We start from the raw sequence: 22,845 nt of genomic DNA, 5'->3' as shown, positions 1-22,845 counted from the left end.
AGGCACCTTTACGGACGCGACCTGATGAGCCACTCCATTCATACCCCGCACAAGCACGACCACAAGCATGATCACGATCACGATCACGATCACGATCACGGTCATGATCACAAACATGACCATGGGCCCGCCAAACTCACGCCTGTGGATAACCACGGCCATTCCGGCTCCTGCTGCTCCGGCGCTGCCGGGCCTGCCATCGTGACCCTGAGCGAGGCGCCCACCGCCGGCTCGCGCCTGAGCACCTTCCGCATCGAAGCCATGGACTGCCCTACCGAGCAGACGCTGATCCAGAACAAGCTGGGCAAGCTCGCTGGCGTGCAGCAACTGGAATTCAACCTGATCAACCGCATCCTCGGCGTCACCCATGACCTGCCGAACACCGCGCCGATCATTGAGGCAATCAAGTCCATCGGCATGCAGGCCGACCCTATCGAAGAAGGCAGCCCTGCCGCCGCGCCGCCCGCCAAGAAACATTGGTGGCCGCTGGCGGTGTCGGGCGTGGGTGCCCTGGGGGCCGAGGTGCTGCACTTCACTGGTGTGGCGCCCACCTGGGTAATCGCGCTGGTGGCGTTGGTGTCGATTCTCAGCGGCGGCCTTACCACCTACAAGAAGGGCTGGATTGCCCTGAAGAACTTCAACCTCAATATCAATGCCTTGATGAGCATCGCGGTGACGGGCGCGATCCTGATTGGCCAGTGGCCCGAAGCGGCGATGGTGATGTTCCTGTTCACCGTGGCCGAGTTGATCGAGGCCAAGTCCCTGGACCGTGCGCGCAACGCCATCAGCGGCCTGATGCAGATGACTCCGGAACAGGCCACGGTGCGCCAGGCTGACGGTTCCTGGCTGGAACAAGAGGTCAAGAGCATTGATCTTGGGGCGATTGTGCGGGTAAAGCCTGGCGAGCGCATCGGGCTCGACGGGGAAGTCACGGCCGGCCAGTCCACCATCGACCAGGCACCGATCACCGGGGAAAGCCTGCCGATAGAAAAAACCGTGGGCGATAAAGTGTTTGCCGGCACCATCAACCAGGCCGGCGCCCTGGAGTACAAGGTCACCGCCGCGGCCAACAACTCCACGCTGGCGCGGATCATTCACGCCGTGGAACAGGCCCAAGGGGCACGGGCGCCAACCCAGCGCTTTGTTGACAGTTTCTCCAAGGTCTACACCCCGGCTGTCTTCCTGTTTGCCCTCGGTGTGGCGGTGATTCCGCCGCTGTTCATGGCGGGCGTGTGGTTTGACTGGATCTACCGCGCCCTCGTGCTGCTGGTGGTGGCCTGCCCTTGTGCCTTGGTGATCTCCACCCCGGTGACCATTGTCAGCGGCCTGGCGGCAGCGGCGCGCAAAGGCATCCTGATCAAGGGCGGCGTGTACCTGGAGGGCGGCTACAAGCTCGACTACCTAGCCCTCGACAAGACCGGCACCATCACCCACGGCAAACCGGTGCAAACCGACTACCTGCCGCTGTTCCCGAACATCGAAGACAGCGCGCCGGCCCTGGCGGCCAGCTTGGCATCGCGCTCCGATCACCCGGTGTCCCTGGCGATTGCCAACGCAGCTGTGGATAAAAACCTGTCGACTCACGCTGTGGATAACTTCGAAGCCCTGGCCGGGCGCGGTGTGCGGGGTGATATCAACGGCCAGACCTATCACCTGGGTAACCACCGCCTGGTGGAAGACCTGGGCTTGTGCTCAGAGGCGTTGGAAGAAAAACTCTTCGCCCTGGAAAAACAAGGCAAGTCCGTGGTGTTGCTGTTGGACAAGTCTGGCCCGCTGGCGCTGTTTGCCGTGGCCGACACGGTCAAGGAGAGCAGCCGCGAAGCCATTCAGCAGTTGCACGACCTGGGCATCAAGACCCTGATGCTCACCGGCGACAACACCCACACTGCCAAGGCCATTGCGGCCCAGGTGGGTATCGACCAGGCCCAGGGCGACCTGTTGCCCACCGACAAACTGCAAGCCATCGAAACCCTCTACGGCCAGGGCCGTCGGGTGGGCATGGTCGGTGACGGTATCAACGACGCCCCGGCCCTGGCCCGTGCCGAGATCGGCTTCGCCATGGCCGCGGCGGGCACCGACACCGCTATCGAGACCGCCGACGTGGCGCTGATGGACGATGATTTGCGCAAGATTCCGGCTTTCATTCGGTTGTCGCGGCAAACGTCGAGTATCCTCAAGCAGAACATCGCCCTGGCGCTGGTGATCAAGGCGATCTTCCTGGCCGTCACGTTCATGGGCATGGCGACCATGTGGATGGCGGTCTTCGCCGACATGGGCGTGAGCCTGCTCGTGGTGTTCAATGGCCTGCGCCTGGTGCGCAAATAGCGGATGAGAGGGTGGTGTGCTGAGTGCTGAGTTAAAGGCGTTTTTCATGGTCGCCCGCCTGGGCAGCATTACCCAGGCGGCGAAGAAACTCGGCTTGAGCCAGCCCACGGTGACCACCCAGATTCGCAACCTCGAAGGCCACTACGGCGTCGAGTTGTTCTACCGTGGCGGCCGCCGCCTCACCGTCAGCGACGAAGGCGCGCGGCTGTTGCCGATGGTCAAGGCGCTGTTGCAGCAGGAAGCGGATATCGAGTTTTTCCTGCGCAACAACGGCCAGGTCCAGGGTGCGCTGAGAATTGCAGCAACGGCGCCGTATTACATCCTCGATCTGGTCAAAGCTTTTCGTGAGCGACTGCCCCAGGTGGAAGTCTCGGTGGAAATCGGCAATTCCCAACAGGTGCTTGAGGCGTTGGACGATTACCGCGTCGATGTCGCGGCCTCATCGCAATTGCTGGAAGATGCCCGTCTGATCCGCCGCGTGCTGGGCACGGACCCGCTGGTGCTGGCGGTGCACCGCAATCACCCGTTGGCCAAGCTCGATCACGTACCGTTGAGCGCGCTTATCGGGCACACCTTGCTGATGCGTGAAGCGGGCTCCACCACCCGCCGGCTGACGGAAGAAATGTTGAAGAACGCCGGCGTGGGGTACGGGCCGTTGCTGGAGATTGGCAGCCGTGAGTCGATTCGCGAGGCGGTGCTGCGCAACATCGGCATTAGCATCATCGCCCGCCAGGAAGTGCCCCATGACCCGCAGTTGCGCGTGCTGACCATCGAGAATGCACCGCAGATTCCGGAGTATCTGTATTGCCTCAAGGAGCGCAAAGGGGCGCGGTTGCCGGCGGCGTTTCTTGGTTTGGCTCAGGAAATGTCACCCCTCTGAACATGGATGGCGGCTTTTAAATGGCCATCGCAGGCAAGCCAGCTCCCACATTTTGATGTGTGAACCTATTCAAGTGTGGGAGCTGGCTTGCCTGCGATAGCGGACCATGAGTCACCCATCTCCTTGAGTCCTACACAAATCCACCAATACCACTATCACCTCCTTTTGCCTTCCTGCCACACCCGCTACGCATTCCCTCCCTAGCATGGCCTTCATCCGTTCGATGAGGTGCCACCATGCACACAGCCCTAACCCAACCCGGCGCACCGATGAAAGTGCGCGCAATCCAGAAACGCTTTGGCGCCTTCACCGCGCTGGACAACGTCTCCCTAGACGTCGCCGCCGGCGAGCTGGTGTGCCTGCTGGGCCCGTCCGGCTGCGGCAAGACCACACTGCTGCGTTGCATCGCCGGCCTGGAGCGCCAGGACAGCGGTGAGCTTTACCTGGGCGAGCGGGACGTGTCCCTGCTGCCACCCCAGGCGCGGGACTACGGCATCCTGTTCCAGTCCTATGCGTTGTTTCCCAACCTCAGCGTTGAAGCGAACATCGGCTACGGCCTTACGGGCAGCGGCCGCGATGAAGTGCGCAAGCGGGTCGCGCAGATGCTTGAGCTGGTGGGCCTGGTGGGCAGCGAAAAGAAGTACCCCGGCCAACTCTCCGGCGGCCAGCAACAGCGCGTCGCCCTGGCCCGCGCACTGGCGCCGGCGCCGTCGTTATTGCTGTTGGATGAGCCGATGTCGGCCCTCGATGCCCGCGTGCGCGAGCACCTGTGCACCGAACTGCGCCAACTGCAGCGGCGCCTGGGCATCACCACCTTGATGGTGACCCACAACCAGGACGAAGCCATGTTGATGGCCGACCGCATTGCCGTGATGAACAACGGTAAGGTCGAGCAGTACGCCACGCCCCAGGAAATCTACGACCGCCCGGCCACGCCGTTCGTGGCGGAGTTTGTCGGCCAGGGCAACTGGTTGCCGTTCAGCCGTAACAGCGCCAGCCATGCCCAGGTGGGTGGGCTGAACATGCGCCTGGCTGAGGACGCGGGTGTCGCCCAATCGGGCCGCTTGTTCTGCCGCCCGGAAGCGATCTGCGTCAACCCGCCGGTGCATGAAGAAAACCTGTTCCCGGCCAAGGTTCGCGAGATCACCTTCCTCGGCAACCGCTGCCGCATGAGCTTTGAGCTGGAGCAGTTGCCAGGCCATCCGTTGCTGGCTGAACTGGCGCCGGAAGCCATGCCGCGCCTGGGCGCCCAGGACATCTGGGTGGCGTTGCCGCCGCGCAGCCTGCAGGTGTTTGCCTGAGATGGGGGCGGTGATGACATTGCCGGTACCGCGCCAGGTGTCCCGCGCCGAGTGGGGCGACCGCCTCTTCGTGGTCGGCGGCAAGTGGCTCTGGCTGGGCCTGTTAGTGGTGGCGGTGCTGTTGCCGCTGTTGGCGATCTTCTGGCGCGGCTTCAGCAGCGAAGCCGGGCAGGGCGGTGGCCTGGTAGCCGCTCGCGAACTGCTGAGCAGCGCCAACTTCCACTGGTTGCTGGGCAATAGCCTGAAAGTTTCCCTCAGCGTGGCGGCCATCGTCGTGCCGCTGGCCTACTTGTTTGCCTATGCCCTGCAACGCACGCTGATCCCCGGCAAGTCCATCTGGCGTGGCCTGTCATTGCTGCCATTGATGGCGCCGTCGATGCTGCCGGGCATTGCCCTGGTCTATTTGTTCGGCAACCAGGGCCTCCTGCGCGGCTTGTTCTCGGAGAATATCTATGGGTTCTGGGGCATTGTGCTCGGTGAGGTGATTTACACCTTTCCCCATGCCTTGATGATTTTGCTGTCGGCGTTGTCCCTGGCGGATGCGCGTTTGTTCGACGCCGCTTCGAGCATGGGCGCCAGCCCGGCCCGGGCGTTTCGCAGCATTACCTGGCCGGCCACGCGCCAGGCGGTGTTCGCCGCGTTTTGCCTGGTGTTCACCCTGACCATCACCGACTTCGGGGTACCGGTGGTGGTGGGCGGCGATTACCAGGTGCTGGCGCTGGAGGCCTACAAGGCCGTGGTGGGCCAGCAACAGTTCGGTCGCGGCGCGTTGATCGGCATGGTGTTGCTGCTGCCGGCGCTGTTCAGCTTTGGCGTGGATGCGTGGTTGCGCCGTCGGCATGGCGACGCGATGAGCGGCCGCGCCCAGGTGTTCCAGCCAGCGCCATCGCGGCTGCGCGACGGCTGCTACCTGGCCATCGTGCTGCTGATCTGCGCGGCGTTGCTGCTGGTGTTCGGCATGGCGGTGTACTCCTCGCTGGTGAAATTCTGGCCGTACAACCTGTCGCTGTCGCTCAACCACTACCAGTTCGAAGACACCGCCGGCGGCGGCTGGTTGGCCTATCGCAACAGCCTGACCATGGCGCTGTGCACCGCGTTGATCGGCAGCGTGCTGATTTTCACCGGCGCCTACCTGATGGAAAAGACCAAGGGCCAGAAGAACCTCAACCTGGCGCTGCGCATGCTCAGCTTCGTGCCGATGGCCGTGCCGGGCCTGGTCCTGGGGCTGGGCTACGTGTTCTTCTTCAACCTCAACGGCAACCCGCTGCATGTGTTGTACGGCAGCATGGCGTTGCTGGTGGTGTGCACCATTGCGCACTACCTGACCACCGCGCAGATGACTGCAACCACCGCCTTGCGCCAGTTGGACGCCGAGTTCGAAGCCGCCGCGTTGTCCCTCAAGGCACCGTTGTACCGCCATTATCTGCGCGTCACGGTGCCGATCTGTCTGCCGGCGCTGCTGGACATCCTGCGCTACCTGTTTGTCTCGGCGATGACCACCGTGTCCGCCGCGATTTTCCTCTACAGCCCCGACACCATCCTCGCCGCCGTCGCCGTGCTGAACATGGACGACGCCGGCAATGTGGGCGGTGCGGCGGCCATGTCGACCCTGATCTTGTTCACTTCGGCCAGCGTCTCGCTGCTGCTGGCGTGGGCCTCACGTGGCGCGCTGCGCCGCTCCCAAGCCTGGCGCCAGCGCGCACCTGGCCAATAAAACATCCCTGAAGGAGGTGCTCCATGTTCAAGCCCCTGGCGCTGGTCGCTGCAGTCCTCACGGCATTCAGCCTGAATGCTTTGGCCAAGACCGAGTTGACGGTGTACACGGCCCTTGAAGCCGAGCAATTGAAGACCTACAAAAAAGCTTTCGAACAGGCCAACCCCGACGTCGAGATCAAGTGGGTGCGCGACTCCACCGGCATCATCACCGCCAAACTGCTGGCCGAGAAAGACCGCCCCCAGGCTGACGTGGTGTGGGGCCTGGCCGCCTCCAGCCTGGCGATCCTCGATCAGCAAGGCATGCTCGACAACTACGCGCCCAAGGACTTGGACAAGATCGGCAAAAACTACCGCGACGCCGCCAACCCTCCGGCCTGGGTCGGCATGGACGTGTGGGCCGCCACCCTCTGCTTCAACACCGTCGAAGCCGAGAAGCAGGGCCTCACCAAACCGGTGAGCTGGCAGGACCTGACCAAGCCTGAATACAAGGGCAAGATCGTGATGCCTAACCCGGCGTCTTCAGGCACCGGCTTCCTGGATGTCAGCGCCTGGCTCCAGACCTTCGGCGAGAAGCAAGGCTGGCAGTACATGGACGACTTGCACCAGAACATCGGCCAGTACGTTCACTCCGGCTCCAAGCCGTGCAAGTTGGCGGCGTCCGGTGAGTTTCCGATTGGTATTTCCTTCGAATACCCGGCGGTTCAGCTCAAACGCCAGGGCGCGCCGCTGGAGATCATCCTGCCCAAAGAGGGCCTGGGCTGGGAGATCGAAGCCACCGCCGTGATCAAGGGCACTGCCCATGCCGACGCGGCGAAAAAACTCGCTGACTTCTCCGCCAGCACCGCGGCGATGGATCTGTACAAGGACAACTTCGCCGTGCTCGCCCAACCGGGAATCGCCAAGCCGCAGACCGAATTACCGGCGGACTATGAGCAACGGTTGATCAAGAACGACTTTGTCTTGGCTTCCAAGAACCGTGACAGCATCTTGGCCGAATGGCGTAAGCGTTATGACGGCAAGTCGGAAAAACAGTAACCGATCGTTCCCACGCTCCGCGTGGTAACGCCGCTCTGGACGCTCCGCGTCCGCTTTTAAAGGTCGTGACGCGGAGCGTCACCGGATGAATTCCCACGCGGAGCGCGGGAACCAGAGGACAGTATGAGTAGTGATCTGTTAGTCGTCGGCGCCGGCGTTCTCGGTCTCTCCCACGCCTATGCCGCCGCCATGCGCGGCCTCAAGGTCAAGGTGTTCGAGCGCAGCGCCACGCCATTGGGCGCCTCAGTGCGCAACTTCGGCCAGGCGCTGGTCACCGGTCAACCACCAGGGCCAATGCTCGACCTGGCGCGAGAAAGCCGCGAAATATGGGGCCAGTGGGCGCAAGCGGCGGGCCTGGCGCTTAAACGCAATGGCTCGTACCTGTTCGCCCGCACCGAAGCCGAAGAGCATCTGCTCGAAGCCTTCTGCGCCGGGCGCGCGCGGGAGCACGGCTACAACGTCCAGCTGCTGCAAGGCGCTGCAATGAACGACCTGTACGCCGGCCAGTTCCGCCATCACCGCGCCGCCCTGCATGGCAAGGATGACCAGCAGTTGTACTCCCGCGAGGCGATCCCGGCGCTGATCCATTACCTGAGCCAGGCGCTTAACGTGGAGTTTCACTTCTCTACCTTGGTGCGCGAGGTTGAACCGGGCCAGTTGCACAGCACGGCAGGCCGCTTTCGCGGCGAGCAGATCATTGTTTGCTCCGGCCATGACTATCAAACCCTGCTGGCCGACGCCATCGCCGCGCTCAACCCGCAAACCTGTCGCCTGCAAATGCTGCGCGCCCGGCCGGTGCTCAACCTGAACCTGCAACATGCCTTACTCACCGGCTTGAGCTGCGTGCACTACGGCGCCTTTGCCGACCTGCCGGAAGCGGCCGCGGTGCAGGCGCAGATCTTGCGCGAAACGCCGTACCTGCACGAGCACGGCATTCACCTGTTGATCAGCCCTACGCCCCATGGCGAGTTGATCATCGGTGACTCCCACCATTACGACAGCGATCCGTCGCCCTTCAACGCCGAGCAGGTGGATGACTGGCTGATCGAACTGGCGCAACAGACCCTGGGTTGCAAGGTCCAGGTGGTGGAGCGCTGGCAGGGCGTCTACGGTTCGCGCGGGCCTGGGCCTTTTTCGTTTGTTCAGGCGGCACCTGGCGTCAGCGCTGCCTTGATGCACACCGGCGTAGGGATGAGCGTGGGGCCGGCGATGGCCGAGCGTAATATCAGCACACTGTGGGGCGCGACGCGATGAGCCCGGAACAGGCGATTGACCAGGTGTTTGGCTTGTACGAGCAACATGGCACGGCTGACTACATCGGGGAGCCGGTGTCGCAAATCGAGCACATGTCCCAGGCCGCGCAATTGGCCATGGCCGAAGGTTTTGACGACGAGGTGGTGCTGGCGGCGTTTTTCCACGACATCGGCCATCTCTGCGGCCAGGGCGGCGCGAACATGGGCGGTTATGGCGTGGTCAGCCACGAGCGGCTGGGCGCCGATTACCTGCGCCGAGCAGGCTTCAGCGAACGCCTGGCCAGGCTGGTGGAATACCACGTCCAGGCCAAGCGTTACCTGACCTTCAGCCAACCGGACTATTTCGCCCGCTTGAGCGAAGCCAGCCGTCGCACTCTGGCTTACCAAGGCGGCGTCATGAGCGCAGAAGAGGCTCGGACCTTTGAGCAAGACCCGTTGTATGCCGTGAGCTTGCGTATGCGCCACTGGGACGAGCAGGCCAAGCAAATGCAGGTGCCGGTGCTGGACCTTGAGGTGCTTAAGGCCAAGGCCCGGCAGGTGCTGATGACTGCTTAGGTCTCGTCGAGGCGCATGGCAAGGGCTTCGACCTGTTCTTGACGCTCGGCCTGGCTTAGTTTGGCGTGGGGATTGAGGGACGACCATTGCGGATAGGCGCGGGCCTTGTTCAAGGCGTCAGGCAGTTTGCCCTCGCGCCAGGTTTTGTCCTGGGGCGTGTCGACCTTGATGCTGTGCATTGCCGCATGGCCGCGCAGGTTCAGGGCCTTGAGCAACTGGCGCTGGCGCAGGGCGAGCAGGCGCAGCACGCTGTCATCGACGGTGAGTTCGCGTTGGCCCTTGATCTTGCCCATCAGGCGGCTGCCGTAGCTGCGCGCGGTTTGCAGCGCACCGCCGGCAATCGCGCCCGCCAGGGCAGCAGCGCCCAGCGTCAGGCCGCCGACCAGGAGGTCCACGCCCGCACCGGCGGCTGCGCCGGCGGCGATCCCGCCACCCACCCGCACGCCCAGTTGCTTGAGGGTTTCGGGGTTGAACAGGTCGTCGCCCCAGCGCCCATCCAGTAGCGGCAGGTCGCTGGCCGCCGCGTCCTGTGGGCGAAAGCCGTACAGCTTGAGCAGGGCATCAACACACTTTTGTTCCCGTTGGCGCACCGCTTTGCGCAGATCGCCGATGGCTTGCTGCTCATCTTCGGTGAGGACACTGCGACGGCAGGCCGCGCAGTCGATCAACAGTTCGGCGATCAAGCGGGCGGCGCTTTGCTGGCGAGCCTGGCGCTGGGCTTCTTGATCGAGGATCAGGCGTTCCAACTGCGGCCGTGAGTTTTCCAGCAGCAGGGCCAGGCTTTCATACAGCCGGCGTTCGCCGTCTTCGGGCGGTGCCACGCTGTCGAAACGCACCAGCGCATGCAGGCCGAGGCGGGCCAGGGCTTCGCGCCAGTCCGGTTCGCGGTGGTCGCTGCTGCTGACAAAGTTGAGCACCGGCAACAACGGTTTGCCACAACTGGCCAGCACTTGCAGCTCGTCACGGTACTTGGCCAGCACCGGCTCGCGAGCGTCGATCACGTACAGGCCGGCATCGGAGGCCAGCAACTGGCGCAACACCTTGGCTTCCTGTTCGAAACGCTGGCGCGCCTCGCTGCCTTCCAGGAAACGCGCCAGCCGCGCAGGGCCATCCAGGCGTTCGCCGGGGCGGTCGAGGCGCTCCAGGTAATCGAGCAGGGCGATGGCGTCTTCCAGGCCGGGGGTGTCGTACAGCTCCAGCAAGGCTTCGCCATCTACCGATAGGCGCGCACCTTCCACATGTCGCGTGGTACTGGGGCGATGGGACACTTCGCCAAAGCCGACATCGCGGGTGAGGGTGCGCAGCAGTGAGGTTTTGCCCACGTTGGTATGGCCGACCACGGCGAGTTTCAGCGGTTTAGTCATGACCGGTCTCCAGCCAGCTCAGCGGCGCACAATCGGCAAACGACACTTCAAGCTGTTGCAACGCGGCATGCCAGTCGCCCAGGCGCTCGGCGTCCAGCGCCTGGCCCGGTGGTGCCTGCAGCAGCCATACGCGGGTGTCGGTGGCGCTGCGTGCCAGCTCGGCGATCAGCGCCAGGCTGCCACGGTCGGGCGAGCGGCGCGGGTCACAGGCGATGGCCAGGCGCGCGGGTGGGAAACGGCTGAGTTGCTCCAGCAGTTTGTGGCGTGATTCGCGGCTGTCGAGGATGCCGGCGTTCTTGACGTTGGCAGGCAGTTTAGGGGGCCAAGGGTGCTGGTCGTCGAGTTCGATGGCGACCAGCAAGGCGCCATCACTCTGCAGCTCACTTGCGCCGCCGCTGATCGGGTGCAGGTGTTCGGGCGCCACATCGTTGACCCCCAGGCGCTCGCTGCTGGGCATCAGGCGTTCGCGCAGTTGGGCGTAGCCGGGCAGGTTGAGGTCCAGGCGCAACGCTGCGCGCCCGCGTTTCCATCGCCACAGGCACAGCAAGGCAAGGATCAACCGCGGCAGCAGGCCGTAGACCAGCAACACGCCCACCAGCCAGGCCGCCCAGGCCTGGCGGGCGCTTTCGATATTCAGCGCGGAGTCGCCGCTGGCGCGGATCATCTCCACGGTGGGCACATTGAAACCGAGCAGCGCCGGGAGTGTGCCAAGGGCCTGGGTCACGGCGACAAAGGTATCGGCGCCGAGAATGGTGGTTTCCCACACAAACCCGTAGCGGCGGGTGGCGAGCAGGGTCAGTAGGATCACCAGGGCGCTGAGCAAGGCCAGCAACCACAAGCTGTTGACCAGCACACCCACCGCCCAGCGATTGAGTTTTTGCCGTTGCAGCAACAGCAACAGCGCCGGGGCCAGTTGCGCGGCCTTGGCGTCACGCGCCAGTTTCTCGCTGAGCCACAACCACAGCCGGCCAAGGCTGGCGCTGTGTTCACCGGCAAACAGCAGGCCCAGGGCCCAACTGATCAGCAAGATCAGGTTCAGGCCGAGCAGGCTGCCCAAGGCCCAAAACACATTCACCGGGGCCAGGCCATTGCCCAGCGCGGCGAACGCCAAACCGGCGCCACTGATGACGGCGACCACCGCCAGTAACACCAGGGCCAGGCGTGCGCCTTGCAGCCAGCGGCTGAGCGCGGCGGCCAAACCATCGCGCTCGGCCAGGTGCAGCGCACGCTGCTGGATGCGCGAGGGCAGGTCGCCCCCGGCGGTGCGGGCCAGGCGGTTGGCTTCCAGGTCTTCCAGGGGGCCGGCGTGTTCTTCCCGCAGGCGCACGGTTTCTGTCAGCCAAAGTCTGTGCAGCGGGTTCAGTGCAGTCACGCGCCGTCCTGTCGAGTTGATGAGGTTGGAGCATAACCGCTGGCTCGCCGCTCTGGTATTCTCGTCGCCATGAAAAAAACTCTCCCTTTAAGCCTGATCGCAGCCCTCGGTGAAAACCGTGTGATCGGCGTCGACAACAGCATGCCCTGGCATTTGCCGGGGGATTTCAAATATTTCAAGGCCACCACCCTTGGCAAGCCGATCATCATGGGGCGCAAGACCTGGGACTCCCTGGGCCGACCGCTGCCGGGGCGCTTGAACCTGGTGGTCAGCCGTCAGACCGATCTTGTGCTGGAAGGTGCGCAAGTGTTTCCGTCACTGGACGCGGCGGTAGAGCGGGCTGAGGAGTGGGCCAAGGCGCAAGGCGTAGACGAGCTGATGCTGATCGGCGGCGCGCAGTTGTATGCGCAGGGGCTGGAACAGGCCGATCGCTTGTACCTGACCCGCGTGGCGCTGAGCCCGGAAGGGGATGCGTGGTTTCCAGAGTTTGATATGAACCAGTGGAAGCTGGTGTCGAATGTCGAGAATCCGGCTGAAGGTGATAAGCCGGCCTACAACTTCGAAGTGTGGGAAAAAGCCTAAAAGCATCGCAGGCAAGCCAGCGCCCACAGTTTGATGTGTGAATACATTCAAATGTGGGAGCTGGCCTGCCTGCTATAGCGGTCTATCAGACCTGCGCTAACTCGGCATGCTCATCGGCATCCAGCAAGGCCTTATCCGTCTGACCCATGATCTGGCTGGTAATCGCCCCCGCCGTCATCGAACCATTGACGTTCAACGCCGTGCGGCCCATGTCGATCAGCGGTTCCACGGAAATCAACAGCGCCACCAGTGACACCGGCAAGCCCATGGCGGGCAGCACGATCAGCGCGGCAAAGGTCGCACCGCCGCCTACGCCGGCAACGCCCGCCGAACTCAAGGTCACAATGGCTACCAGGGTCGCGATCCACAGCGGGTCCAGCGGGTTGATGCCCACGGTTGGCGCAACCATCACCGCCAACATCGCAGGGTAAAGACCGGCACAACCGTTCTGGCCGATGGTCGCGCCAAACGAGGCGGCGAAGCCGGCGATGGATTGCGGGATGCCCAGGCGACGGGTCTGCGCTTCAATGCTCAGCGGGATGCTTGCAGCGCTGGAGCGGCTGGTAAAGGCAAAGGTCAGTACCGGCCACACCTTGCGGAAGAAGCGCAGCGGGTTGATCCCGGCCAGGGACAGCAGCAGGCCGTGCACCACGAACATCAGGCCCAGGGCCAGGTACGACACCACCACGAAACTGCCCAGCTTGATGATGTCTTGCAGGTTGGAACCGGCGACCACTTTGGTCATCAGCGCCAGCACGCCGTAGGGGGTCAGCTTCATCACCAGGCGCACCAGGCGCATCACCCAGGCTTGCAGGGTGTCGATGGCGTTAAGGACTTTCTGGCCTTTTTCCACGTCGTCCTTGAGCAGTTGCAGCGCGGCAACCCCAAGGAACGCGGCGAAAATCACCACGCTGATGATCGACGTCGGCTTGGCCCGGGCCAGGTCGGCGAACGGGTTGGCCGGCACGAACGACAGCAGCAACTGCGGGATATTCAGGTCGGCAACCTTGCCAGCGTAATCACTCTGGATCACTTGCAGGCGCGCCATTTCCTGGGTGCCGGCCACCAGGCCTTCGGCGGTGAGGCCGAACAGGTTGGTCAGGCCGATGCCGATCAGCGCCGCGATGACCGTGGTGAACAGCAGCGTGCCGATGGTCAGGAAGCTGATCTTGCCCAGGGACGAGGCGTTGTGCAGGCGCGCCACGGCACTGAGGATCGAGGCGAACACCAGCGGGATCACGATCATTTGCAGCAGCTGCACATAGCCGTTGCCGACCAGGTCAAACCAGCCGATGGAGGCTTTGAGCACCGGATTGCCGTCGCCATAGATCGTGTGCAACGCCGCGCCGAACAGCACGCCCAGCACCAGGGCGAACAGCACCTTCTTGGCCAGGCTCCAGTTAGTACGGCGAGTTTGTGCCAGGCCCAGCAACAGGGCCACGAACACCAATAAATTGAGAATCAGGGGCAGATTCATTGAAGCTCCGTTGAGAAAGCAGCCAATCGCGTGAGCCTGCGATTGCGAACCGGGAAGCCTAACAGCTTGAAATATATTGATTTAATACCGATATGGAATGGGGACTGTCGTTTTTGGAATAAGCATTTGACGCTCAGGCGTATGCCCTTGGCGTGATCACGACGTCCCTGGTCGCGCTCGGGCGATAACTGTCATACGGATTTGTTAGCGTCGATGTCTTTCACTTGAGGGAGACAACGCCTATGAAGCTCGCGCCGAAACTATTGGTATCCGCCGCCTTTTGCCTCGGGCTCGCCAGCCAGGCGTTTGCCGCCACCGAGTTGAAACACTGGCCGGCACCTGCCGCCAAACAACTCAACGAAATGATCGCCGCCAATGCCAACAAGGGTAACTACGCGGTGTTCGACATGGACAACACCAGCTACCGCTATGACCTTGAAGAGTCCTTGCTGCCGTTCATGGAAAACAAGGGCCTGATCACCCGCGAAACCATGGACCCTTCGCTCAAGCTTATCCCCTTCAAAGACACCGCCGACCATAAGGAAAGTCTGTTCAGCTACTACTATCGCCTGTGCGAAGTCGACGACATGGTCTGCTACCCGTGGGTTGCGCAGATTTTTTCCGGCTTTACCCTCAAGGAACTCAAAGTGCAGGTCGACGAGCTGATGGCCTCCGGCAAGCCCGTGCCGGTCAGCTATTTCGAAGGCGACGTGGTGAAAAAATCCGAGATACAGCCGCCGAAAGTCTTCACCGGCCAGGCCGAGCTGTACAACAAACTGATGGAAAACGGCATCGAGGTCTATGTGATGACCGCCGCGTCCGAGGAGCTGGTGCGCATGGTCGCGGCTGATCCGAAGTACGGCTACAACGTCAAACCCGAGAACGTTATCGGCGTGACCACGATGCTCAAGGACCGCAAGACCGGCGAGCTGACCACCGCACGCAAACAGATCACTGCCGGCAAGTATGACGAGAATAGCAACCTCGGCCTGGAACTGACTCCCTACCTGTGGACCCCGGCGACCTGGATGGCCGGTAAGCACGCGGCGATCCTCACCTACATCGACGAATGGAAAAAACCAGTGATTGTCGGCGGTGACACACCGACCAGCGATGGCTACATGCTGTTCCACGATGTGGACGTGGCCAAGGGCGGCGTCCACCTGTGGATCAACCGCAAAGACAAGTACATGACCCAACTCAACGGCATGATCGCCAAGCACGCGGCGGCGCAAGCCAAGGAAGGGTTGCCGGTGACGGCGGACAAGAACTGGGTGATCGTGAAACCGGAGGAGATTCAGTAAAGAGCCTTAAGTCGAAGTGCAGTCACTGTGGGAGCTGGCTTGCCTGCGATGCAGACACCTCGGTACTTCATGTACTCCGAGGTGATGCAATCGCAGGCAAGCCAGCTCCCGCATTTGATCTCCAATGTCTTGGGGTTTTTCTGCAGACAAAAAAAGCCCCGCACCTGGCGGGGCTTTTTTATGCGCGGGGCTTACAGGCCGTCGAGCATGGCTTTGTTGCGCACCGCACCCTTGTCGGCGCTGGTGGCCAACAACGCGTAGGCCTTCAACGCGGTGGTGACTTTGCGCGGGCGCTTCTCCACCGGCTTCCAGCCTTTCTTGTCCTGCTCAACCCGGCGTGCTGCCAGTTCTTCATCGCTGATCAACAGGTTGATCGAGCGGTTCGGAATGTCGATCAGCACCTTGTCGCCATCCTGCACCAGGCCAATCGCGCCGCCGGCAGCGGCTTCCGGGGAAGCGTGGCCGATGGACAGGCCCGACGTGCCGCCGGAGAAACGGCCGTCGGTCAGCAGGGCGCAGGCTTTGCCCAGGCCTTTGGATTTCAGATAGGACGTGGGGTAAAGCATCTCCTGCATACCCGGGCCGCCTTTAGGGCCTTCGTAGCGGATGATCACGATATCGCCTTCCTTGACTTCGTCCGCGAGGATGCCGCGTACCGAGCTGTCCTGGCTTTCGTAGATCTTGGCGCGGCCTTCGAAAACGTGGATGGATTCATCCACACCTGCCGTTTTCACCACACAGCCGTCGAGGGCGATGTTGCCGTACAGCACGGCCAGGCCGCCTTCTTGCGAGTAGGCGTGCTCGACACTGCGGATGCAGCCGTTTTCACGGTCGTCGTCCAGGGTGTCCCAGCGGGTCGACTGGCTGAACGCGGTCTGGGTGGGGATACCGGCCGGGCCGGCCTTGAAGAAGGTGTGCACGGCTTCGTCGTCAGTCTGGGTGATGTCCCATTTGGCGATGCCTTCGGCGATGGACTTGCTGTGCACGGTTGGCAGGTCGGTGTGCAGCAGGCCGCCACGGGCCAGGGAGCCGAGGATTGAGAAGATCCCGCCGGCGCGGTGCACGTCTTCCATGTGGTACTTCTGGATGTTCGGCGCGACCTTGCACAGCTGTGGCACGTGACGGGACAGGCGGTCGATGTCGCGCAGGTCAAAGTCGATCTCGGCTTCCTGGGCGGCAGCCAGCAAATGCAGAATGGTGTTGGTGGAACCGCCCATGGCGATGTCCAGGGTCATGGCGTTTTCGAACGCCTTGAAGTTGGCGATATTGCGCGGCAACACCGACTCATCGTTCTCGCCGTAGTAGCGCTTGCACAGCTCGACGATGGTACGGCCGGCCTGCAGGAACAACTGCTCGCGGTCGCTGTGAGTGGCCAATGTGGAACCGTTGCCCGGCAAGGCGAGGCCCAGGGCTTCCACCAGGCAGTTCATCGAGTTGGCGGTGAACATGCCGGAGCACGAACCGCAGGTCGGGCAGGCGCTGCGCTCGTATTCGGCGACCTTCTCGTCAGAAGCGCTGGAATCGGCGGCGATTACCATGGCGTCGACGAGGTCGAGGCCGTGGGAGGCGAGTTTGGTCTTGCCGGCTTCCATCGGCCCGCCGGAGACGAAGATCACCGGGATGTTCAGGCGCAAGGCAGCCATCAACATGCCGGGGGTGATCTTGTCGCAGTTGGAGATGCACACAATGGCGTCGGCGCAGTGGGCGTTGACCATGTACTCCACGGAGTCAGCGATGATCTCGCGGCTCGGCAGGGAATACAGCATGCCGTCATGGCCCATGGCGATGCCGTCGTCCACGGCGATGGTGTTGAATTCTTTAGCCACGCCACCGGCGCGTTCGATCTCGCGGGCGACCAGTTGGCCCAGGTCCTTGAGATGGACATGGCCCGGCACGAACTGGGTGAACGAGTTGGCAATCGCGATGATCGGCTTCTTGAAGTCGTCATCTTTCATCCCCGTGGCACGCCACAGCGCGCGCGCGCCGGCCATGTTGCGGCCGTGGGTGGATGTTTTCGAGCGGTAATCAGGCATTGGAGCACTCCGGGCGGCTAATCAAGTACTAAAGGGGAGTGAGCTTCTAATTGACGACTGGAACACTCAGAAAATGGCCGTGTGTCCGGAAGTTGCCACTCGCGTCGCGGGATCGCCGCGTGCTTGGGCCTCGAGCTCATAAACCCGCCGGGGGATGACTGGCGATGAATAGGGCCGATTCTACACCGCTGGCGGCTGGAGGGAATGGGCGCAACCTTGAAGTTAGCCGCTACAGGACGTGCGGGCGCCGCCGTGCCCATGAGTTCAACGCAAGGGCGGCAAGGCTCAGGATCAGAAAACACAAGCCAAGCGCAGTACTCAACTGGTGGGTAAAGGTGCTGATAAATGCACTGATACAGCCGCCAGCAATGAACAGCGCTGCCGCAACGGCGGAAGCTGCGGCTCCCGCATTGTCTGGAAACAGGCTCATGGCCTTGGAGTTGGAAATGGGCCGGGTGATGGTGGTGCCCGCCGTGCAGAGCAGCATGGGCACCAACACTGTCGGGGTTGATAAGCCGAACAGGTAGGCCAACAGCAGCATGACTACGCCAGAGATAGCGATCAGAACCAGCCCGACTGCCATCTGGGTAGCCGCCGCCAGCCGTTTGTGCAGGACGCCGGCACAGAGGCCTCCCACTACGTAGGCGGCGCCGTAGAGAAGCAAGGTCAATGAGTACTCATGGGGTGACAGCTTTAACTGGTCCATGAAAATGAGCGGTGACACAACGATGAATGAGAAATGACAGGCGAAGGTGATCGCGGAGATCGTGGCGTAGCTGGCGAAATGTCTGTTGGCGAAAACCTTGGCGTAGGCCCTGAAAATACCCCGCTCGCTTGGCGCGGTTGGAGGGAAGCCGCCATGCAGTAATCGGTGAGCCATAAACCACGTTGCGGCACAGAGGGCGATAAACGCGTAGAAGCTGGCTTTCCATCCCCAGTGCAATTGCAGCCATGCGCCCAGCACTGGGGAAATCGAGATGAAAATGCCTCCGGCCGTGGCCATTGCTATGCGCAACCGCTCCTGTTCCCTGCCGAAAAAAAGGTCCTGCACCAGCGCTTGGGACAGTATGAAACCACCGCAGCCTATGGCCTGAATGACTCGAAAGAACAGGAATTGGGGCGTGTTTCTGGCGGCCAGACACCCGACTGCACCCAGGATGGCTACTACCATACTGGCCAGGAGTAGCTTCTTGCGACCGATTCTGTCGGACAGCGGGCCGATCAGCAGCATTGAGCAGGAAAATCCAATGGCGAACAGGCTGACGGATCGAGCGATATGGGTGGTCGAGGTATGGAAGTGTTCAGCCAGGGCGGGAAAGGAGGGCAGTACGACGTCAAGGGGGAAGACGCCCAGCAAAGTCATGGTCATCAGCCAGAAAACCAAGAGCGGTTTTTCAGCCTGTGTAATTGCCTTCGACATGCGCGAGCCTCGGTTCCATGAGAGGGGCGAGGATCGAGTCTGCGCTACGGAAAGTCAAAGCCTGGGGCAGTACGACATTTCCTAAAAACCTGTAGGAACCCGCAAGTCCCTACAGGGGAACAGCATCAGCTATTGGGTAGCAACCGGCAGGTAATGCTCTTGATGTAGCGCGTCTCGACAATCGCCGGATGCACCGGGTGGTCCGGGCCTTGGCCGCCGCGTTCGAGCATCTGGATGTTGCGGTCCAGATGGCGGGCGCTGGTGAGCAGGATGTTTTGCAGGTCGTCTTCCGGCAGGTGCATGGAGCACGAGGCGCTGACGAGGATGCCGTCTTTGCTGAGCAGGCGCATGGCTTGCTCGTTGAGGCGGCGGTAGGCGCCTTCGCCGTTTTTCATGTCTTTTTTGCGCTTGATGAAGGCCGGTGGGTCGGCGACGATCACGTCGAAGCGCTCTTCGCTGGCTTTCAGTTCTTTCAACGCCTCAAAGACGTCGCCTTCGATGCAGGTCATCTTCTCGGCAAAGCCGTTCAGCGCGGCGTTGCGCTCTACGCCGTCGAGGGCGAAGGCCGAAGCGTCGACGCAGAACACTTCACTGGCGCCAAAGGCTGCAGCTTGCACGCCCCAGCCGCCGATGTAGCTGTACAGGTCCAGTACACGCTTGCCCTTGGCATACGGGGCCAGGCGGGCGCGGTTCATGCGGTGGTCGTAGAACCAGCCGGTTTTCTGGCCCTGGATCACCGGGGCTTCGAACTTGACGCCGTTCTCTTCCAGCGCCACCCACTCCGGCACTAGGCCGAATACGGTTTCGACGTAGCGGTTGAGGCCTTCGGCGTCGCGCGCGGCGGAGTCGTTCTTGAACAGGATGCCGCTGGGCTTGAGCACTTGGGTCAGCGCGGCGATCACATCTTCTTTATGCGCTTCCATGGTCGCCGAGGCGATCTGTACCACCAGGATGTCGCCGAAACGGTCGACCACCAGGCCCGGCAGCAGGTCGGAATCACCGTAGACCAGGCGGTAGAACGGCTTGTCGAACAGGCGGTTACGCAGGGACAGCGCGACGTTGAGGCGGTGCACCAGCAGCGACTTGTCCAGCGGCAACTTGATGTCGCGCGACAGCAGGCGGGCGCAGATCAGGTTGTTCGGGCTCATGGCCACGATGCCCAGGGTCTTGCCGCCGGCCGCTTCCAGGATAGCCTGGTCGCCTGCCTGGAAGCCGTGGAGTGGGGTGGCGGCCACGTCGATTTCGTTGCTGTAGACCCACAGGTGGCCGTTGCGCAAACGACGATCGGCGTTGGCTTTGAGACGCAGGCTTGGCAGGGACATGACGTCGCTCCGGAAAAAAGAGCGGGAGTATACCCTTTGCGCACTCTTTCATGTGGGAGCTGGCTTGCCTGCGATGCGGGCGGCGCGGTGTATCAGACGTACGGTGGTGATGCTATCGCAGGCAAGCCAGCTCCCACATTCGATCGGGTTTCACTTGGGTTTTTGGGTGTCGGCCACATCGGCATAAGGGGTAGAATTCGCGCCTAGCCCAGAGTGTGTACTTATGTCCCAAGAGCTTTCCCCCGAGCAGATCCAACAGGCCCTGCAAGGCATCAGCGTGCCGCCTCAACCGCAAATCATGGTGGATTTGCAGATGGAGCAGTACATGCCCGATCCGGACCTGGAAGTGATTGCGCGGCTGATCTCCCAGGACCCGGGCTTGTCCGGTGCACTGCTCAAGATCGTCAATTCGCCGTATTACGGCCTGAGCAACAAAATCGCTTCGATCCAGCGTGCGGTGAACCTGCTGGGCAGCCGTTCGATCATCAATTTGATCAACGCGCAGTCGATCAAGGGTGAGATGTGCGACGACACCATCGTCACCCTCAACCGCTTCTGGGACACCGCCCAGGATGTGGCCATGACCTGCCTCACCCTGGCCAAGCGCACCGGTTCCCAGGCCGTGGACGAAGCCTATGCCTTGGGCCTGTTCCATGATTGTGGCGTGCCGCTGATGCTCAAGCGCTTTCCCAATTACATGGCGGTGCTGGAAGAGGCCTACGCCAATGCCGCCCCGGATTGCCGCGTGGTCGACACCGAAAACAAAGCGTTCCACACCAACCATGCGGTAGTCGGCTACTACACCGCCAAGTCCTGGCGCCTGCCGGAGCATGTCACCGACGCCATCGCCAATCACCATAACGCCCTGGCGATTTTCAGCGATGAGACGTCGCGCAACCCACAGCTCAAGAACCTGCTGGCCATTTTGAAGATGGCCGAGCATATCTGTTCGTCCTATCGCGTACTGGGCAATCAGCCAGTGGATCATGAGTGGAACGCCATTGGCCATCTGGTGCTGGATTACGTGGGCCTGTCGGACTACGACTTCGAGAGCCTGAAGTTGTCGATCCGCGAACTGGGCGCGCACTGACCCGTCATTCAAGAGGTACATATGCCCGAGTTACCAGAAGTCGAAACCACCCGACGCGGCATTGCCCCGCACCTGGAAGGCCAGCGCGTCAGCCGCGTGGTAGTGCGTGAGCGGCGCCTGCGCTGGCCGATTCCGGAAGACCTGGATGTGCGCCTGTCAGGGCAGCGCATCGTGCTGGTGGAGCGCCGGGCCAAATACCTGTTGATCAATGCCGAAGTGGGCACCTTGATCAGCCACCTGGGCATGTCGGGCAACTTGCGCCTGGTGGAAGTCGGCATGCCCGCGGCCAAGCATGAGCACGTGGATATCGAGCTGGAATCGGGCATGGCCCTGCGCTACACCGACCCGCGGCGCTTCGGTGCGATGCTCTGGAGCCACGACCCGCACAACCATGAGCTGCTGATGCGGCTGGGGCCGGAGCCGTTGACCGACCTGTTTGATGGCGAGCGCTTGTTCCAGCTGTCTCGCGGTAAGTCCATGGCGGTGAAGCCGTTCATCATGGACAACGCGGTGGTGGTGGGCGTGGGCAATATCTATGCGACCGAGGCGCTGTTTGCAGCGGGGATTGACCCACGCCGCGCCGCCGGGGGTATTTCACGCGGGCGTTATCTGAAGCTGGCGATTGAAATCAAGCGGGTGCTGGCTGCTGCCATCGAGCGGGGCGGCACCACGTTGCGGGACTTTATCGGCGGCGATGGGCAGCCGGGGTATTTCCAGCAGGAACTGTTCGTGTATGGCCGGGGCGGCGAGGCATGCAAGGTCTGCGGCACTGAGCTGCGCAATGTGGTGCTGGGGCAGCGGGCGAGTGTGTTTTGCCCCAGGTGTCAGAGCTGATTGCTGGGTGAAGGCTGATATTGCTATCGCAGGCAAGCCAGCTCCCACATTTGAATGTATTCATATATCCAAGTGTGGGAGCTGGCTTGCCTGCGAGGAGGCCCTTAGGGGCAATGAAGAGGTTTAGGCCTTACCGGTAATCTTGCGGTACTTCTCCATCAACTGCTCTTCCGTCTCAGGGTGTGCCTCGTCCAGCGGAATGCAATCCACCGGGCATACCTGCTGGCACTGCGGTTCGTCGTAGTGACCGACGCACTGGGTGCACAGGTTAGGGTCGATCACGTAGATCTCTTCGCCCTGGGAAATGGCGGCGTTCGGGCACTCGGGTTCGCAGACGTCGCAGTTGATGCAATCGTCGGTGATGATCAGGGACATGGAAACTCCTGCCAGGGCACTCTGCCAAGGCATCTGAAAACTAATGCGCGCAATTGTGCCGCATTGGCGCCCGCAGTGCGAGCAGGCACCGACCGAGCAGCCTTACTTCTTGAAGCGCAGCGTCAGCGCATCGGCCACGGCTGGATGCACGAATTTGGTGATATCTCCGCCCAAAGCGGCGATTTCACGAACCAACGTCGAGGAAATGAACGAATAACGCTCCGACGGCGTCAGGAACAGGCTTTCCACGTCCGGCGCCAATTGGCGGTTCATGTTGGCCAGCTGGAATTCGTATTCGAAGTCCGACACCGCACGCAGGCCACGCAGGAACACATTGGCGTTCTGCTCCTTGGCGAAATGCGCCAGCAATGTCGAAAAGCCCACTACTTCCACATTCGGCAGGTGCTTGGTGACCTCTTGCGCCAGCTCCACACGTTGTTCCAGGGGAAACAGCGGGTTTTTCTTGGGGCTGGCCGCGACCGCGATGATCACATGGTCGAACAGGCGAGAGGCGCGTTCGACCAGATCGCCATGGCCTTTGGTAATCGGGTCGAAGGTACCTGGGTACAACACTCGGTTCATCGCGTCGTCCTGGCGGAGTCCGTTG

The 22,845-nt window shown here is 62.1% G+C and carries 19 protein-coding genes; 11 read left to right on the top strand and 8 right to left on the bottom strand.

Annotation, left to right across the window (positions count from 1 at the left end):
* Positions 1–24 precede the first annotated feature (24 nt).
* The 7 genes from JMV15_RS05890 (at position 25) to JMV15_RS05860 (ending at position 9,065) form a co-directional block, all read left to right on the top strand.
* Complete coding sequence (locus JMV15_RS05890; RefSeq protein ID WP_201491317.1) at positions 25–2,325, top strand: heavy metal translocating P-type ATPase; 2,301 nt, start codon at positions 25–27, stop codon at positions 2,323–2,325.
* A 16-nt stretch (positions 2,326–2,341) separates the two neighbouring features.
* Positions 2,342–3,205 carry a LysR family transcriptional regulator gene (locus tag JMV15_RS05885; RefSeq protein ID WP_038451885.1) on the top strand — a complete coding sequence of 288 codons (864 nt, stop codon included), beginning with the start codon at positions 2,342–2,344 and terminating at the stop codon, positions 3,203–3,205.
* Positions 3,206–3,441: 236 nt separating this feature from the next.
* Positions 3,442–4,506 carry a putative 2-aminoethylphosphonate ABC transporter ATP-binding protein gene (locus JMV15_RS05880; protein ID WP_003195180.1) on the top strand — a complete coding sequence of 355 codons (1,065 nt, stop codon included), beginning with the start codon at positions 3,442–3,444 and terminating at the stop codon, positions 4,504–4,506.
* Position 4,507: 1 nt separating this feature from the next.
* Positions 4,508–6,220 (top strand): putative 2-aminoethylphosphonate ABC transporter permease subunit, encoded by a 1,713-nt coding sequence (locus JMV15_RS05875; protein ID WP_014720359.1) that lies wholly within the window; start codon positions 4,508–4,510, stop codon positions 6,218–6,220.
* A 23-nt stretch (positions 6,221–6,243) separates the two neighbouring features.
* Positions 6,244–7,257 (top strand): putative 2-aminoethylphosphonate ABC transporter substrate-binding protein, encoded by a 1,014-nt coding sequence (locus JMV15_RS05870; RefSeq protein WP_201491316.1) that lies wholly within the window; start codon positions 6,244–6,246, stop codon positions 7,255–7,257.
* Positions 7,258–7,380: 123 nt separating this feature from the next.
* A complete protein-coding gene (locus JMV15_RS05865) occupies positions 7,381–8,511 on the top strand; it encodes a TIGR03364 family FAD-dependent oxidoreductase (RefSeq protein ID WP_201491315.1) in 1,131 nt (376 codons plus the stop codon).
* Positions 8,508–9,065, top strand: a complete 558-nt coding sequence (locus tag JMV15_RS05860; RefSeq protein WP_038451874.1) for a phosphonate degradation HD-domain oxygenase — start codon at positions 8,508–8,510, stop codon at positions 9,063–9,065. The genes JMV15_RS05865 and JMV15_RS05860 overlap by 4 nt, the downstream gene beginning before the upstream one ends.
* Here the strand turns inward: JMV15_RS05860 and JMV15_RS05855 are convergent.
* Together JMV15_RS05855 and JMV15_RS05850 are read right to left on the bottom strand one after the other, a co-directional pair.
* Positions 9,062–10,429 (bottom strand): DUF3482 domain-containing protein, encoded by a 1,368-nt coding sequence (locus JMV15_RS05855; RefSeq protein ID WP_019817769.1) that lies wholly within the window; start codon positions 10,427–10,429, stop codon positions 9,062–9,064. The two genes, JMV15_RS05860 and JMV15_RS05855, sit on opposite strands and share 4 nt — an antisense overlap.
* Complete coding sequence (locus JMV15_RS05850) at positions 10,422–11,801, bottom strand: DUF2868 domain-containing protein (RefSeq protein ID WP_014720354.1); 1,380 nt, start codon at positions 11,799–11,801, stop codon at positions 10,422–10,424. The genes JMV15_RS05855 and JMV15_RS05850 overlap by 8 nt, the downstream gene beginning before the upstream one ends.
* A gap of 69 nt (positions 11,802–11,870) precedes the next feature.
* Here JMV15_RS05850 and JMV15_RS05845 point away from each other — a divergent pair, with 69 nt between their 5' ends.
* Positions 11,871–12,383, top strand: a complete 513-nt coding sequence (locus tag JMV15_RS05845; protein WP_019817767.1) for a dihydrofolate reductase — start codon at positions 11,871–11,873, stop codon at positions 12,381–12,383.
* A gap of 85 nt (positions 12,384–12,468) precedes the next feature.
* Here the strand turns inward: JMV15_RS05845 and JMV15_RS05840 are convergent, their stop codons facing one another.
* Positions 12,469–13,860 carry an L-cystine transporter gene (locus tag JMV15_RS05840; protein ID WP_201491314.1) on the bottom strand — a complete coding sequence of 464 codons (1,392 nt, stop codon included), beginning with the start codon at positions 13,858–13,860 and terminating at the stop codon, positions 12,469–12,471.
* Between the two features lie 242 nt (positions 13,861–14,102).
* Between JMV15_RS05840 and JMV15_RS05835 the strand changes: the two genes are divergently transcribed.
* Entirely contained in the window at positions 14,103–15,164 is a 1,062-nt protein-coding gene (locus JMV15_RS05835; protein WP_038451868.1) for an HAD family hydrolase, read from the top strand.
* A gap of 191 nt (positions 15,165–15,355) precedes the next feature.
* Here the strand turns inward: JMV15_RS05835 and ilvD are convergent, their stop codons facing one another.
* The 3 genes from ilvD to JMV15_RS05820 form a co-directional block, all read right to left on the bottom strand.
* Positions 15,356–17,197 (bottom strand): dihydroxy-acid dehydratase, encoded by a 1,842-nt coding sequence (gene ilvD / locus JMV15_RS05830; protein ID WP_003195159.1) that lies wholly within the window; start codon positions 17,195–17,197, stop codon positions 15,356–15,358.
* A 229-nt stretch (positions 17,198–17,426) separates the two neighbouring features.
* A complete protein-coding gene (locus JMV15_RS05825) occupies positions 17,427–18,617 on the bottom strand; it encodes an MFS transporter (protein WP_019817765.1) in 1,191 nt (396 codons plus the stop codon).
* Between the two features lie 125 nt (positions 18,618–18,742).
* The gene (locus JMV15_RS05820) at positions 18,743–19,939 is read right to left on the bottom strand and encodes a class I SAM-dependent rRNA methyltransferase (RefSeq protein ID WP_038451865.1); all 1,197 of its coding nucleotides are present in this window, start codon (positions 19,937–19,939) and stop codon (positions 18,743–18,745) included.
* 277 nt (positions 19,940–20,216) lie between these two features.
* Here JMV15_RS05820 and JMV15_RS05815 point away from each other — a divergent pair, with 277 nt between their 5' ends.
* Both JMV15_RS05815 and mutM read left to right on the top strand, forming a co-directional pair.
* Entirely contained in the window at positions 20,217–21,029 is an 813-nt protein-coding gene (locus JMV15_RS05815; protein ID WP_172832678.1) for an HDOD domain-containing protein, read from the top strand.
* A gap of 21 nt (positions 21,030–21,050) precedes the next feature.
* Complete coding sequence (gene mutM, locus JMV15_RS05810; RefSeq protein WP_014720348.1) at positions 21,051–21,863, top strand: bifunctional DNA-formamidopyrimidine glycosylase/DNA-(apurinic or apyrimidinic site) lyase; 813 nt, start codon at positions 21,051–21,053, stop codon at positions 21,861–21,863.
* Positions 21,864–21,986: 123 nt separating this feature from the next.
* Here the strand turns inward: mutM and JMV15_RS05805 are convergent, their stop codons facing one another.
* Both JMV15_RS05805 and coaD read right to left on the bottom strand, forming a co-directional pair.
* Positions 21,987–22,238 (bottom strand): YfhL family 4Fe-4S dicluster ferredoxin, encoded by a 252-nt coding sequence (locus JMV15_RS05805; protein ID WP_003195146.1) that lies wholly within the window; start codon positions 22,236–22,238, stop codon positions 21,987–21,989.
* Positions 22,239–22,340: 102 nt separating this feature from the next.
* The gene (gene coaD / locus JMV15_RS05800) at positions 22,341–22,820 is read right to left on the bottom strand and encodes a pantetheine-phosphate adenylyltransferase (protein WP_003195136.1); all 480 of its coding nucleotides are present in this window, start codon (positions 22,818–22,820) and stop codon (positions 22,341–22,343) included.
* Between the last annotated feature and the right edge of the window lie 25 nt (positions 22,821–22,845).

The sequence above is a fragment of the Pseudomonas paracarnis genome, assembly GCF_904063055.1.
GTDB classification, from domain to species: domain Bacteria; phylum Pseudomonadota; class Gammaproteobacteria; order Pseudomonadales; family Pseudomonadaceae; genus Aquipseudomonas; species Aquipseudomonas paracarnis.
This window is presented reverse-complemented; position numbering and strand designations above follow the sequence as displayed.